Origin of the sequence: Actinomadura chokoriensis, assembly GCF_039529475.1 — a bacterium.
Lineage (GTDB): Bacteria > Actinomycetota > Actinomycetes > Streptosporangiales > Streptosporangiaceae > Spirillospora > Spirillospora bangladeshensis.
Window position 1 is genome coordinate 58,084 of sequence record NZ_BAAAMW010000032.1, and the last position, 13,711, is coordinate 71,794.

Genomic DNA, 13,711 nt, shown 5'->3' on the forward strand with positions numbered 1-13,711 from the left:
GCCGGGACCAAAGTCATCCCGTGTCGATCCCTGCGGGATCAGGCGCCGAGTGGTGTCGTCCTGCCGTGCAGGAGGGGGCTCTCCCACGATGCGCCCGGGGGGATTTGGATGTCCTGGTCCGCGTAACGGATGCGGATGGGGGAGGCGGCGCCGGGCCGGAGTGTCACGCGGACCGAGTCCTGCCGGCAGGTCAGGTCGATGCCCCAGTGGCCCCGGTAGCGGAGGCCGAGGCGGAGTTCGCCGATCGCCGAGGGCAGCCGCGGCTCCAGATGCAGGGCGCCGCCGCAGGTGGTGATCCCGGCGTGGCAGCGCTGGACGAGGTCGACGGTGCCCGCCATCGCGCCCAGGTGGACGCCTTCGGGGGTGGTGCCGTGCTGGGCGTCGGTGATGTCGCTGAACAGCGATTCCAGAAAGATCCGCCAGGCCTGGTCCCCGTCGGTGCGGGCGAGGATCCAGGCGTGCACCAGTGAGCTGAGCGTGGAACCGTCGCAGGTGCGCGGCAAGTAGTAGGCGATGGTCCTGGCGGCCAGTGCGGGGCCGTGCTCGTAGCCGAGGCCGCGCAGGATGTCGTCGAGTTCGCCGGGGGACAGGACGTAGAAGAGCATGAGCACATCGGCCTGCTTGGAGGCCTTGTAACGGTTGGTGGAGTCGCCTTCGGCTTCGAGGATGCGGTCCAGCCTGCGGATGTCGCCGTACCGCTCCCGGTAGCCGGCCCAGTCGAGTTCGGCCAGGTCGGCGTAGCCGCCGAACTGGCTGATCACGCCGTCGTGGAACGGGACGTACATCTTGCGCGCGACGTCCTCGAACCGGGTGATCTCCTCGCGGGTCAGAGCGAGGCGTTCCCGCAGTTCCACGCGGCGGTCTTCGGGCAGCAGGGCGAGCGCGTCGAGGGCCCGGCGCAGCACCCAGACGGTGAGGACGTTGGTGTAGGCGTTGTCGTCCAGGCCGGGCTCGTCGCGTCCGGGATAGGCGTCGTGGTACTCGTCGGGGCCCATGACGCCGCGGATCTGGTACCGGTCGGTGGAGCGGTCGTAGGCGGCCAGGTCGGCGAAGAACCGGGCGATCTCCAGCATGGTCTCGGTGCCGTACTCGGCGAGGAACCCGGTGTCCCCGGTCGCCTCGTAGTAGCGCCACACGTTGTGGGCGATGGTCAGCCCGACGTGGCGCTGTAGGTGGGAGTGGTCGGGCAGCCACCGGCCCGAACGCGGGTTGAGGTGGATGCGCTGAGTCTCCTCACCTCCGTCGGCCGCACTCTGCCACGGGTACATCGCGCCGCTGTGCCCGGCATCGGCCGCCGCGCGGCGCGCCGCGGGCAGGCGCCGCCACCGGTACATCAGCAGCGCGCGGGCGATCTCGGGGAACCGCATGGTCAGGAACGGCAGGATGAACAGCTCGTCCCAGAAGACGTGGCCGCGGTAGGCCTCGCCGTGCAGGCCGCGGGCGGGGACGCCGACGTCCAGGTCGACGCTGTGCTCCGACACCGTCTGCAGCAGATGGAAGATGTGCAGGTTCAGCACGCGCTGCACCTCGATCTGGTCGACGCTCAGCTGGCAGCGCCGCCACAGCCGGGACCACGCCAGTGTGTGCCTCTCCAACAGGGCGTCGAAGCTGCCCGCGCCGGCGGCGGCCGCCAGGGCCGCCCGGCCGTGCTCCTCGATGCCGCGGTCGCGGGAGGTGAACACGGCGGCGACCTTCTCGACCGTGACGGGCACGCCCTCGCCGGCGTCCACGGTGAGGTCGTGGCCCGCCCAGCCGTCCTCGGCGCGATGGCTCCGCTCGACCGGCGGGCGGACGCGGGTTCGGGCCGCCACGGCGACACCGATCTTGGATGAAACGGTCGAAGCGCGCAGCAGGAGCAGCTCTGGATCACTCGGCTGCGGGCTCTTCTCGTGCGTCAGGTGCGCGTTGGGCAGGTTCCGGTACCGCTCCACTCCGGAGTTGACGACGCGTCCGTCCACCGCCGAGGTGATCTCGATCGGGCCGCTCCAGTCCTCGGCCACGATCGTGGTCTCCAGCGCGGCCAGGTGGGGATCGTCCATCGACACGATCCGGCGCTGGGCCACCCGTGTCGTCCGCCCTTGCGCGTCGCGCACCCGGACCAGGCGAGTCAGCACGCCGCGGCGCAGATCGAGCTCCTGCCGATACGACAGCAGGCGCCCCTCGCACTGGGCGCGGTCCGGGTCGAACCAGGCGCCGCCGGCGGCGCGGAAGGTCAGCGGCAGCCAGTTCGGCATGTTGACCAGGTCGGCGTTGTCGGTGTGCCGTCCGTCCATCTCGGCCGGCAGCCGGTCGTAGCAGCCTGCGATGTAGGTCCCCGGATAGTGGACACCGTCGGCGGACGACTCGGCGGCGGCGCCCCGGGTGGCGAAGTAGCCGTTGCCCAAGGTGCACAGGGCTTCTCGCAGCCCCTCGGCTTCAGGGGCGTAGTCGTCATAGGACAGGATCCACCGCTCCATGGTGTCCCCTCGTAGTTTCCAGGGCCGTCCGCAGGGCATTCCCGGCACCGCCAAGTTCTCACCGACCGGTGGGGCCGGGCAGTGCCGGACGACCTGCCGGACATGGGACCTTCGGCCCCTGCAGGACGCGCGCGGCCCTGCCGACACTGAGAGTGAACACATGGGTCGAGGAAGGGGGACGGCCCGATGGTTGCCCTGACACGGAAGCAGCGGCCGAACATCCTGTTCGGCTACGACGGGACCGAGGAGAACGAGGCCGCGCTGCGTTGGGCGGTTGAGGAATCCCGGCTGCGTGAACTCGACTTGATCGTGTGCCATTGCTGGCATTGGCCCTATCCACCGGGGTACGTCGACGCCGGCGTCGAGGCGATCGTCCAGCGAGCCGGTGAGAACCTGCTGCGCGAGGGCGCCCGGCGGGCTCGCGGCATGGGAGCGGGCGGCACGGTCTCCACGCTGCTCAGACGCGAACCCGTCACCGAGACGCTCGTGCACGAGTCCGATGACGCGGAGCTGATCATCGTGGGCTCCCACGAGCGGTATCAACTGCTCGAGGGGTCGACGGCGGTGCAGTTGCCGGCGCGGACGCGCCGTCCGGTGATCGCCGTCCGCGACGGCGGTGGACGGCGCGGGCTCATCGTGGCCGGCGTCGACGGATCAGCCGGCGCGGACGCGGCACTCGGCTTCGCGATGGAAGAGGCCGCCCTCCGCGGCTCTGACCTGCGCGTGGTCTACGGCGCCTGGGAACCTGGCGCCGTCCCCGAGCACGAGCTACGCCTGTTCACAGACAAGAACAAGCTCTTCGAGACGCGCGCCGCCATGCTGGACAAGGCCGTTCAGCCGTGGAAGCAGCGCTACCCGATGGTCGGCGTGCAGGTGTCACTGCACCTGGAGCGTCCACGCGAGGCCCTGCTGGCGGCGTCCGCGGACGCCGATCTGCTGGTGGTGGGCGATCGCGGCACCGGAAGCCTGGATCCGCTGCTGCTCGGTGCGACGAGTTCGACCATGCTGCACCATGCTCCGTGCGCGGTGGCGATCGTCCCGCAGCTGCGGCAGGTCACGCCGCGTGCTACCTGACCACGTAGCCAAGCCCCGGGTCACGGACGCAGGGCCCGGGGGCCGACGGTTCGCTCAGTCGGGTGGCAAGGTGCTGTGGCCCGGGTGGGCCGGTGGGGTACTCGGCAGTATCGGTTCGATGCGGTAGAGGGACGGCATGCCGCCTCTGGGTGGGGCGATGTCGCGTTCGAGTCCGGCGAGTGCGCCGAGGAGGTCTCGGGCGGTGATCAGGCCCACCAGCCTGCCGTGATCGTTGGTGACCGGCACGTAGTCGGTGCTGGATTCGAGCATGGCGCGTGCCGCCTCACGGATGGTGGCCGAGGGCCGCACCGTCATGGGCGGCCGGGACGGCAGGAGGCTCGTTACGGGCTGGCGGGCATGCCGCGGGACGGCGGCGTTCCATGCTGAGGTGAGCGTCTGGGCGTCGAGGACGCCGAGGAAGCCGCCCTCGTCATCGGTGACGGGCAGATGATGCACCTCGGCCTTGCACATCAGCTCCCAGGCCATCAGCACCGACTCGCTCGCGGCGATGGTGAGCAGGTCCCGGGTCATCACATCGTCGGCGGGGCGCTGTTCCAGCGGTGGGTACGCGGGCATGCTCTTCCTCCCGGTGATCTCGACCTTGTCGAGCTTGCGCGTCGGATCTCTGCGTCGGGTCTCTGCTGGGACGGCAGAGGTCAGACGCGGACGTTGGGGCCGCGCAGCTTGGCCAGCCGTTCCTCGTACTCATCGGTGTCGATCTCGCCGCGTGCGTAGCGCTCGGCGAGGATCTCGCGGGCGTGCTCCAGCCGCGCCGTCCTAGGGCTCGGCGTGGGGGTGCGGTGCGGTGCCGCGGCGCGGGCGACCAGCCATGCCGTCGCGCCGATCACGATGACCCAGAACAGGACCATCGCCGTTCCCCACAGCCACATCCAGCCGGACCAGCCGCCGTTTCCCATGTGTCCCCAGCCGTCGCCGGGGGCGGCGGCCACGAGGGCGTATCCGATGTTCATGACCGTACCTCCTTCTGCCTCCAGCCTGTGGTCCTGGCCCGGGTACACCCAGGGCCGAAGGTCCTGCGCATCGGCGGACCCATGCCCCTGAATCCGGCGCCTCGGATCGGTGAGGCTTGAAAGCCAGGAGGTGACCTTGATGGACGGACGTGCTGTTCTGGTGGGGTTCGATGCCTCGCCGGCGGCCGAACGGGCAGTGCGCTGGGCGGCTGTTGAGGCGTCCCTGCGGGGGGTGCCCCTGCTGGTCTGCCACGCCTGGACGTGGCCTTATCCGCTGACTCCGCGGGACCAGGACGCGCTGGAGATCGTCCAGGGCATGGGTGCCCTGGCCCTTGATGAGGGGGTCCGGCTCGCCTGCCAGATCGCTCCGGGCCTGGACGTCCGGCCGCTGCTGGTGAAGGGCACGCCGCCCGGGGCGCTCCTGGAGGCCTCGGCGGACGCGGCGCTGATCGTGATCGGTGCGCGAGGGGCGGGCGGCTTCGACAAGCTGCCGATCGGCTCCACGGCCCTGCATGTTCCGGCGCATGCAGATCGACCCGTAGTCGTGGTGCCCGCCGATGAACAGCGGCGGAGCGCGCGGATCGTCGTGGGCATCGACGGTTCGCCGGCGAGTGAGGCCGCGCTGCGGTTCGCCCTGGAGGAGGCCAGGCTCCGTGAGGCCACGGTCACGTTGGTGTGCGCGTGGTGGGATCCTGCCGCGCTGCCCGGCCCCGAGCGGCTGCCGTTCACCGACCCCGAAGCCATCAAGAAGCAGGCCAAGGCGCGGTTCGCCGCCGCGGTGGAGCCGTGCCTGGCCGACTATCCCGATGTCGCCGTGGAACGCCGGTTCGTCATGGAACACGCCCAGCGCGTCCTGGCCGACAACGCCCGGGACGCGCTGCTGCTCGTGGTCGGCGACCGCGGGATCGGATCCTCCCCCAGAACCCTGCTCGGCGCGGTCACCCGCGCCGTGCTGCACGAGGCGCAGAGCCCCATCGCGGTCGTCCACGAGCGCGACCCGAACTTCGAGGAGTCGTCATGATCCGAGTACTGGTGGCGTACGCCTCCGAACGCGGAGGGACCGCAGAGATCGCCGACTGGATCGGCGCAGCGCTGCGCCAGGCGGGTGTGGAGGCCGATGTGCGTCCCGCCGGGGAGGTCCAGGACCTGGACGGGTACGACGCCGCCGTGGTCGGCGGCGCGCTGTACGAGGGGCGCTGGCACCGGGAGGCGCGCCGCTTCGTCCGGCATCACTCCGACGCGCTGGCGCACCGGCCGGTGTGGCTGTTCAGCAGCGGACCGCTGGACGACACCGCGCGGGAGCGGGTGATCGAGCCCGTTGCGGGCGTCGCCAAGGCCGCCGGCCGGGTGCACGCCCGCGGCCACGCCACCTTCGGCGGACGCCTGGCCCCCGACGCCAAGGGCTTCATGGCGTCCAAGATCGCCAAGCGGATGAGCGGCGACTACCGGGACCGCGAGCGGGTGGCCGCGTGGGCCGCCGGCATCGCCCGCGAGCTGCGGAGGGTCACCGCATGAGCAGAATCATCGTCGGCGTGGACGGTTCGGAGCCGAGCCTGCTCGCGGTCGACTGGGCCGCCGCCGAGGCCGCCCGCAGGGGCGCGTCGCTGCACGTGGTGTACGTCGTCGCCCCGTGGCTGTTCGACGTCCCGGACGACCCGGAAGCGGCGCAGGTCAGGAAGCAAATGCTGCGCGACGGGCAGGCCATCGTCGACGCCGGTGCGGCCCGCGCCCGTGAGCGGGTGCCCGGCCTTGAGGTGACGGGGGAGCAGACCGGCGGGCAGCCCGCCAAGGTGCTCATCGAGCGGACCCGGGACGCGCTCATGCTGGTGACCGGCCCGCGCGGCGCGGGCGGTCTCACCGGGCTCGTGCTGGGATCGGTGGCGATGCAGGTCGCCGCGCACGCGCCCTGCCCGGCGGTGATCGTCCGGGGCGCCGGGACGTCCGGGCACGGCGAGATCGCGGTCGGCGTCGACGGGTCGCCGGCCGGAGCCGACGCGATCGGTTTCGCCTTCGAGGAGGCGGCCGTGCGCGGGGTCCGGCTGCGGGCCCTGCTGGCCTGGACGCATCCCGTCTCCGCCGGCCCCGGCGACATGCTCCCGCTGGTCTACGACCGCGAGATCCTCGCCGCCGACGAGCGGCGCCTGCTCGCCGAGTCGCTCGCCGGGTGGCGGGCGAAGTACCCCGATGTGGAGGTGGTGTCCGAGGCCGTCCGCGGCAGGGCCGCGCGCGTCCTGGCCGAGGCGTCCGCGCACGCCGATCTGCTGGTCGTGGGATCGCGCGGGCGCGGCGGATTCACCGGGCTGCTGCTCGGGTCGGTCGGCCAGGCGATGCTGCTGCGCGCGCACTGCCCGGTCGCCATCGTCCCGGGGCGTTGCTGAACTCCCTACTCGTGCCGTTTCCTGGGATCGGCCTTGAGTCGGGCGGCGAGGGCGGCGGCCTGGGTGCGGCGGCTCATGCCGAGCTTGGCGAAGATGTTGGAGATGTTGTTCTTGACGGTCTTCTCGGCGAGGTAGGCGCTCGCCGATCTGCTGGTTCGTCAGGCCCTCGCCGATGAGGTCGAAGATCTGGCGCTCTCGCTCGGTCAGGTACTGGAGGGGGTTCTGTCTCTCCTGCCGGTCGCGCAGGCGCTGCAGCATGCGGGCGGTGGAGCGGGGGTCGAGCAGGGACTGGCCGGTGGCGACGGTGCGGACGGCGCCGACCAGGTCCGAGCCGTGGATCTGCTTGAGGACGTACCCGGCCGCTCCGGCCATCACGGCCTCGAACAGGGCGTCCTCGTCGTCGAAGGAGGTCAGCATCAGGCAGGCCAGGTCGGGCATCTGGGAGCGGAGCTCGCGGCAGACGCTCACCCCGTCGCCGTCGGGCAGCCGGACGTCCAGCACCGCCACGTCGGGGCGGGCGGCGGGGATGCGGGCCAGCGCGTGCTCGGCGGTGCCGGCCTCCCCGACGATCTCGATGTCGTCCTCGGCCGACAGCAGTGCGGCCACTCCGCGCCGGACGACCTCGTGGTCGTCCAGCAGGAACACCCGGATGGGTCCGGTGACTTCACGGCTCGGACTGGTCACTGCAGCATTCTCCTATCTTTCCCGCAATGCTCGGACGTTACCCGGTCGGTGAGGATCGTCGCCGGGAGCACGGGGAGCACCGGTCAGTACGGAGACCCCTGCCATAGCGGACCTTCGTCCCTGGGGAGTTCCCCGAGTCTCGGGGCATGAATGGAGACAGCAGATCTCGAAGGGACCTTGAAGGGAGTGACCATGCACTACAGCAACGCGGTAAGTCCGTCCGAGCAGGTCTCGGCCGATGCCCGCACGGCTGTCGAGGACGCGGTGTGGGCCCCTTCGGTGCACAACACCCAGCCATGGCGGTTCGGCCTGCACGGGGCCCGGATCAGCCTGAGCGCCGACATCGACCGCCGTCTCGACGTGGCGGACCCGGACGGCCGCGAGATGCTGATCAGTTGCGGCGCCGCGCTCTACAACCTGAAGACCTCGCTGCGCACGCTCGGGTACACGCCGCACGTGCGGCTGCTGCCCGACCCTGATCGCCCGCACCTGCTGGCCGACATCGACCTTGAGCCGGGAGGGCAGCCGGATCAGCAGACGCTGCGTGAGCATGCGCAGATCCGGCGGCGCCGGACGCACCGAGGCGGGTTCCGTCCCGATCCGGTGCCGGCCGGGGTTTTGTCGGCGATGCGGCATGACGCCGAGCGTGAGGGAGCCCGGCTGGTCGAGGCCGTGGACGTCCACGTCAAGGAGGCGTTGGCGGCTTTGACCGAGGCGGCCGAGCACGTGCAGCAGCGGACGCCGGCGCATACGGCGGAGATCGCCCGCTGGGCGCCCTCGCCCCGGACGTCCCGGGCCGATGGCGTTCAGGAGGGCGCCTACCCGCAGCAGGTCCCGCAGACCAAGCCGCACTTCCCGGCCCGGGACTTCGCCCGCGGGCACGGGTGGGGTGCACAGAGCACGCACGGTCAGGATGAGGGGAAGGCGCTGGCCGGGTTGACGTTGCTGCTGGTCTCCGCCGGCGATGAGCCCGCCGACTGGCTGCGTACAGGGCAGGCACTGCAACGCCTACTCCTGAGGGCCACCGAACGCGACCTGGCGGCGGCCTTCCACACCCAGGCACTCGAAGTTCCGGAACTGCGTGCCTTCATCAGGACTCGCTTCTGCAACGGCGCTCACCCGCAGATGCTGCTGCGCTTGGGCGCCCCCGCAGGGGAGGAACTGGGAACGGTCCGCCGCCCGGTCGAGGAAGTGATCGAAGAGACATGACCATGTGGTCGGTGTCATAGATCCAGGGCTGACATTGCCCATGTTGCCGGGAATACTGGACACATGGCCAACGAACCCCGGGCCGGTGACGATCGGGCGAGGCTCGTTCTCCCGCAGTTGCAGCTGGACGACCTGCTGACCGAGTTGCAGTCGCGGCTGGAGGCGGCGCGGGCGACGCGTGACCGCGTGCACGCGCTGCTGGAGGCCGTGGTCTCGATCGGCAGCGAGCTGGATCTGGAGTCGGTGCTGCGGCGGATCACCGAAGCGGCGACCACCCTGGTCGACGCCCGGTACGGGGCTCTCGGCGTGATCGCCGAGGAGGGGGAGCGGCTCGTCCAGTTCATCACGGTGGGGGCGAGCGAGGACGAGATCGAGGCGATCGGGCATTGGCCGCACGGGCGCGGCATCCTGGGCCTGCTGATCCGCGAACCGCACCCCATCCGGCTGCCGAACCTCAATGAGCACCCCGACTCTGCCGGGTTTCCGGAGAATCATCCGCCGATGCACGCGTTCCTGGGCGTGCCGGTCCTCGTGCGCGACGAGGTGTTCGGCAACCTGTACCTGACCGAGAAGGCCGGCGGCGGGGAGTTCGAGGACGAGGACGAAATCGTGGTGACCGCGCTGGCGACGGCGGCGGGCGTGGCGATCGAGAACGCCCGGCTGTACGAGGAGACGCGGCGCCGCGAACGCTGGCTGGAGGCGTCCACGGAGATCTCCACGGCACTGCTGTCGGGCACCGACCCGCACGAGGTGACCGTGCTGGTGGCGCAGCGCGCCCGCGAGATCACCGACGCTGGCCTGGCGACGGTGGCGCTGGCCGACGAGAACGGGCGGCAATTCCTGGTGGAGGCGGCGCACGGCGACGGCGGCGAGCAGTTGGAGGGCCTGCGGATCCCCCTGGACCACTCGGTGGCCGGCCCGGTGTTCACCGCGGGCGTCTCATTGCGGTTGACCGAGGGGGGCAAGGCGGCGCGCGAGGCCCAGGTGCCGACTCAGGTGCCGGTGGGCCCCCTGCTGGCGGTTCCGCTGGGCGTCGGTGAGGCTGCGCGCGGGGTGATCTCCGTAGTCAATCCACCGGGCGGCGCGGTGTTCTCTGAGGGGACGCAGCGGCTGCTGGAGGCGTTCGCGGGCCAGGCGGCGGTGGCGCTGGAGCTGGCCGACCGGCGCCGCGACGCCGAGCGGCTGGTGCTGCTGGAGGACCGCGACCGCATCGCCAAGGACCTGCACGACACCGTCATCCAGCGGCTGTTCGCCACGGCGATGACGCTGATGGCCGCCATCAAGATCACCCAGAAGCGGGAGGTCGGGGTCCGGATCCAGCGGGCGGTGGACGACCTGGACGACACCATGCGCCAGATCCGCTCGACGATCTTCGCGCTGCAGGCGCCGGCCGACACCGAATCCCTGCGCAGCCGCGTGCACGCCCTCGTGGACGCCGCCGCCGAGCAGCTGGGGTTCGCTCCGTCGGTGCGCCTGGACGGGCTGCTGGACACCGCGGTCGACGACGACATCGGCGAACACCTGCAGGCCGTCGTCCGCGAGGCCCTGTCCAACGTCGCCCGCCACGCCCACGCGTCCCAGGTCACCGTGGCCATCGACGTCAACGACGACCTGCTCCTGCGCGTCGAGGACAACGGCGTCGGCATCCCCGAACAGGGCCGCCGCAGCGGACTGCGCAACATGGCCGAAAGGGCCGAGAAACTGGGCGGCTCCTTCACCGCCGCACCCCGCCCGGACGGCGGCACGATCCTCACCTGGCAGACCCCCCTCAAGCAAACCTGACCACCGCCCGCCGCCGAAGGACCTTCAGTCCCGGATACCGCCGGACGCGGGGACGTTGGTCCCCCTGATCACGGACCGAACGGTCCTATGGCCGGACATCGCGGGGGAGTTGAGTGAGGAGTGCAGAAACCGGCGATGTGATGGAAGGTGAGACGGCGATGGCAGTCTCCGAGCACAAGACGCACGCGGGACGCAGCACCCTGATCCGGGTGGTGGCCCCCAAGCCGCTGACCGAGACGCCCGCCGCCCGCTACATCTGGGCCGCGGCCCGGCTGGCGCTGGGGTGGATCTTCGCGTGGGCGTTCGTGGACAAGCTGTTCGGGCTGGGCCACGAGACCCCGGCCGGCAAGGGCTGGCTGGACGGCGGCAGCCCGACCGAGGGGTTCCTGGCGCACGCCCCCAAGGGCCCGTTCGCGGGGTTCTACAACGACCTGGCCGGGGCCGCGTGGGCGGACTGGCTGTTCATGATCGGGCTGGCCGGGGTCGGCGCCGCGCTGATCCTCGGCATCGGGATGCGGGTCGCGGCCGCCGCCGGCGCGGCGCTGCTGGTCCTGATGTGGACCGCGGTCCTGCCCCCGGAGAACAACCTGTTCATGGACGACCACATCATCTACGCGCTCCTGATCGTCGGGCTCGCCCTGGTCAGCGCCGGCGACACCCTGGGCCTCGGCCACTGGTGGGGCAAGACCCGCCTGGTCGAAAGGCTCCCGTTCCTCAAGTGACCAATAGCGATCACCAAGGACGCCCGCCCCGCGGCGGGCGTCCTGTCGTGCGTCATCACATCCGGACACACCATCACCGGAGCGATGCCGAGCGTGGCCGGCACCGCGCACTGGCGGACGCGGATGCTGCCTACCCGGGTGAGCATCGCGATAAGGCCCACGGTGGCTGAGACCGCCGACAACGAGGTATCCGCCAGGAGGAGCTGCTTGATCCGGGTTTGGGATCACAGTGTCGCTCGGTACGCCTTCGCAACCACAGCGACGGCACCACTGGTCCGGCTCGACGGCCCGGCACGCCAGTACCGCACGGCCCACCCAGATCGGTCAACGTCGCACCCGATAGCGCAGGTGAAGCACCCGGTTGCCTTGAATCACCACGTCCGGATCCTCCAACAGGTGCTGTGCGTCGACGGAGCCGAAGTAGCGCTTGCCGGACCCGAACACGACGGGCGCAACGTCCATGCGCACCTCGTCGACTAGTCCTGCGGCGAGCACCTGCCCGCCGACGTCGCCGGCGGCGACCTCGACACTGCGGTCACCCGCAAGCTCCCGCGCTCTGGCCACGGCCGCCTCAATGCCGTTGACGAAGTGAAACGGCGCCTCGGCCTCCCAGCCCTCGGGCGTACCCCGGTGGGTCACGACGACCACGTGGTCGATCCCGCTCGGAGGCGTCCCGTCCCAGCCCTCGGTCATGTCGAAGACGTGACGGCCGGCGATTGTCACCCCGATCTGGTCCCAGTACGGCCGGATGTAGTCGTAGGACGTCTGCGACACCTTCAACAGGCCGCTGTCGTCCAACAGCACGTCACCGCTGGACAACCACTCGAACAACGGACCGGGGTCGTCGTTCTCGGCCGCGATGAAGCCGTCCACCGACACCGAGGCGTACATGACCACCTTGCCCACGGCTTCCTCCTCCGCTTTGGGGTGCTCCAAGTTTGGCGTGTCGTGGGCTGTCGCTCTTGTAAGAAATCAATCGGCCGGCAGCGGCCAGCCGTCCAGCACGTGGCCGGAATGATCGCGCAGGAATCGCTGCCGGACTTCGGCGTACCGGGTCGGCGTCAGCCCGGTGAACTCGCGGAACTCGTGACCGAAGTGGGCCTGGTCGAAGTAGCCTGCGCCGGCGGCGATGTCGCCCCAGTCGATCGATCCAGCGAAGTCGATCGCCAACGTGGTGGCGGTGAATCGGTGGCTGCGCGCCAGCCGCTTCGGCGTGACGCCGATGACCTCCTTGAACCGCTTTGCCAAGTGGGTGCTGCTGACACCGGCCGCCACGCCGAGGTCGCGGATCGCCACCGCCCCGCTGGTCGCCGCGATGACGCTGCTCGTTTGGCGGACCAGTTCCAGACCGTCGATCTCGCGCAGCCGCCGCATCAGCCACTTCTCGAGCAGCATCAGCATCTCGTGCGGTGCGTCCGCCAGGGTCAGCCGGTCACGCAGCTCAGCAATCGCGGATCGACCCCAGGTCTGCTCCACCGTCGTCGGCCGGCCGCACAACTCAGCCGCCGGCATCGGCAGGAACGGCGCCAGCCCCCACGGCTTGAAGTGCACGCCGACGGACCGGGTCCGGGCTGGGTAGCCGAACTCCCACGCGCGGGTGGGCGCGGTGACCACGCAACCGTCGGCGTACTCCGCCGCCTTGTCGGCGGTACCGGTGCGGATGAGGAACGACGCCCCGAGATTGACGATGAGCAACGGCGCCGGCGCCGCCGGCAGCGTCAACCGGGAGTACGGCGGGGCGCCCTCCAGGTAGTAGAGGTCATCGATCAGCCCGTCCAGCGGCGGACGCGGCACTCTGGACACATATTCCACGCCCACATCATCGCCGACGGCGGATTTCGGGCCCCGACTACACCCCACATTGTGAAGAGCCGGTGTTGAGGCGTTCTCAACGCGCTGGTGAGCCGCGCGAGCGGGGTGACACGCCGCGCGGGCAAAGGCGTTGCTTCGCGTCCCCACCATGGTTCTGTGTTCGCTCAGCCGGAGAAGGAGAACGGGCCGATGCTATTTGTGTTCGGGGCCGTGGGGCTGGAGGGTGTTGAGGGCTTGTTCGACGGCGTTGGTCAGTGTGCCGCTGGTGTTGATCGGGGTCGATTCGGGCCATGGTGCCGCGTGTGCGTGCATGGCGGTGGCGATGGTGGTGTCGGCGTCGGAGGCGCCTTGTGTGCGGGTGCGGATCCGCTCTGCGGTGAGGGATTGCGGGGCCTCGCAGCGCAGGGACGTCAGGTGCGCGTGTTCGTGCTCGGCGACCAGGGCGAGGAGGTCGCGCTGCTGCTTCGACGTCCATGACGCGTCCAGGATGACGGTTTCGCCGAGCCGGAGCAGTTTGGTGGCGCGGTCGGCGAGCTCCCGGTAGGTGCGGTGGTTCCATTCCGGGGCGTAGAGGCCGGTGCCGTAGGGGGCTGCGGCGGAGTCGAGGGGGGCGAGTCCGGCGA

13 protein-coding genes and 1 pseudogene are annotated in these 13,711 nt (G+C 70.7%); 7 read left to right on the forward strand and 7 right to left on the reverse strand.

All coding sequences use genetic code 11. The features are described 5' to 3' along the window. Nucleotides 1-38 precede the first annotated feature (38 nt). Complete coding sequence (locus tag ABFX46_RS39125; RefSeq protein WP_346049057.1) at nucleotides 39-2,456, reverse strand: glycoside hydrolase family 65 protein; 2,418 nt, start codon at nucleotides 2,454-2,456, stop codon at nucleotides 39-41. 186 nt (nucleotides 2,457-2,642) lie between these two features. Here ABFX46_RS39125 and ABFX46_RS39130 point away from each other — a divergent pair, with 186 nt between their 5' ends. After that, complete coding sequence (locus tag ABFX46_RS39130; RefSeq protein WP_346049058.1) at nucleotides 2,643-3,530, forward strand: universal stress protein; 888 nt, start codon at nucleotides 2,643-2,645, stop codon at nucleotides 3,528-3,530. Between the two features lie 54 nt (nucleotides 3,531-3,584). Here the strand turns inward: ABFX46_RS39130 and ABFX46_RS39135 are convergent, their stop codons facing one another. Continuing rightward, on the reverse strand, nucleotides 3,585-4,106 hold the full coding sequence (locus ABFX46_RS39135) for a CBS domain-containing protein (RefSeq protein ID WP_346049059.1): 522 nt from the start codon (nucleotides 4,104-4,106) through the stop codon (nucleotides 3,585-3,587). An 80-nt stretch (nucleotides 4,107-4,186) separates the two neighbouring features. Beyond that, nucleotides 4,187-4,501, reverse strand: coding sequence for an SHOCT domain-containing protein (locus ABFX46_RS39140; RefSeq protein WP_346049060.1), 315 nt, complete (start codon nucleotides 4,499-4,501; stop codon nucleotides 4,187-4,189). A gap of 139 nt (nucleotides 4,502-4,640) precedes the next feature. Between ABFX46_RS39140 and ABFX46_RS39145 the strand changes: the two genes are divergently transcribed. The 3 genes from ABFX46_RS39145 to ABFX46_RS39155 are packed head-to-tail and all read left to right on the forward strand — an operon-like array spanning nucleotide 4,641 to nucleotide 6,879. Further along, nucleotides 4,641-5,522, forward strand: coding sequence for a universal stress protein (locus ABFX46_RS39145; RefSeq protein ID WP_346049061.1), 882 nt, complete (start codon nucleotides 4,641-4,643; stop codon nucleotides 5,520-5,522). Next, the gene (locus ABFX46_RS39150) at nucleotides 5,519-6,016 is read left to right on the forward strand and encodes a flavodoxin domain-containing protein (RefSeq protein WP_346049062.1); all 498 of its coding nucleotides are present in this window, start codon (nucleotides 5,519-5,521) and stop codon (nucleotides 6,014-6,016) included. Before ABFX46_RS39145 ends, ABFX46_RS39150 begins: the two co-directional genes overlap by 4 nt. After that, on the forward strand, nucleotides 6,013-6,879 hold the full coding sequence (locus tag ABFX46_RS39155; RefSeq protein WP_346049063.1) for a universal stress protein: 867 nt from the start codon (nucleotides 6,013-6,015) through the stop codon (nucleotides 6,877-6,879). The genes ABFX46_RS39150 and ABFX46_RS39155 overlap by 4 nt, the downstream gene beginning before the upstream one ends. 5 nt (nucleotides 6,880-6,884) lie before the next feature. Here the strand turns inward: ABFX46_RS39155 and ABFX46_RS39160 are convergent. Next, nucleotides 6,885-7,563, reverse strand: a pseudogene (locus tag ABFX46_RS39160) (response regulator). A gap of 192 nt (nucleotides 7,564-7,755) precedes the next feature. Between ABFX46_RS39160 and ABFX46_RS39165 the strand changes: the two are divergent. The 3 genes from ABFX46_RS39165 (at nucleotide 7,756) to ABFX46_RS39175 (ending at nucleotide 11,276) form a co-directional block, all read left to right on the forward strand. After that, nucleotides 7,756-8,772, forward strand: a complete 1,017-nt coding sequence (locus ABFX46_RS39165; protein WP_346049064.1) for an Acg family FMN-binding oxidoreductase — start codon at nucleotides 7,756-7,758, stop codon at nucleotides 8,770-8,772. A gap of 63 nt (nucleotides 8,773-8,835) precedes the next feature. Continuing rightward, nucleotides 8,836-10,554 (forward strand): sensor histidine kinase, encoded by a 1,719-nt coding sequence (locus ABFX46_RS39170; RefSeq protein WP_346049065.1) that lies wholly within the window; start codon nucleotides 8,836-8,838, stop codon nucleotides 10,552-10,554. Nucleotides 10,555-10,712: 158 nt separating this feature from the next. Continuing rightward, nucleotides 10,713-11,276, forward strand: a complete 564-nt coding sequence (locus ABFX46_RS39175) for a DoxX family membrane protein (RefSeq protein WP_346049066.1) — start codon at nucleotides 10,713-10,715, stop codon at nucleotides 11,274-11,276. A 324-nt stretch (nucleotides 11,277-11,600) separates the two neighbouring features. Here ABFX46_RS39175 and ABFX46_RS39180 read toward each other — a convergent pair whose 3' ends face one another. From ABFX46_RS39180 to ABFX46_RS39190, 3 genes are all read right to left on the reverse strand, one after another. Next, nucleotides 11,601-12,182 carry a dihydrofolate reductase family protein gene (locus ABFX46_RS39180; RefSeq protein ID WP_346049067.1) on the reverse strand — a complete coding sequence of 194 codons (582 nt, stop codon included), beginning with the start codon at nucleotides 12,180-12,182 and terminating at the stop codon, nucleotides 11,601-11,603. 66 nt (nucleotides 12,183-12,248) lie between these two features. Next, nucleotides 12,249-13,070 carry a helix-turn-helix domain-containing protein gene (locus ABFX46_RS39185; RefSeq protein ID WP_346049068.1) on the reverse strand — a complete coding sequence of 274 codons (822 nt, stop codon included), beginning with the start codon at nucleotides 13,068-13,070 and terminating at the stop codon, nucleotides 12,249-12,251. 210 nt (nucleotides 13,071-13,280) lie between these two features. Further along, nucleotides 13,281-13,711: P-loop nucleotide/nucleoside kinase family protein (locus tag ABFX46_RS39190; protein WP_346049069.1), on the reverse strand; the 431-nt coding region annotated here is incomplete at its 5' end.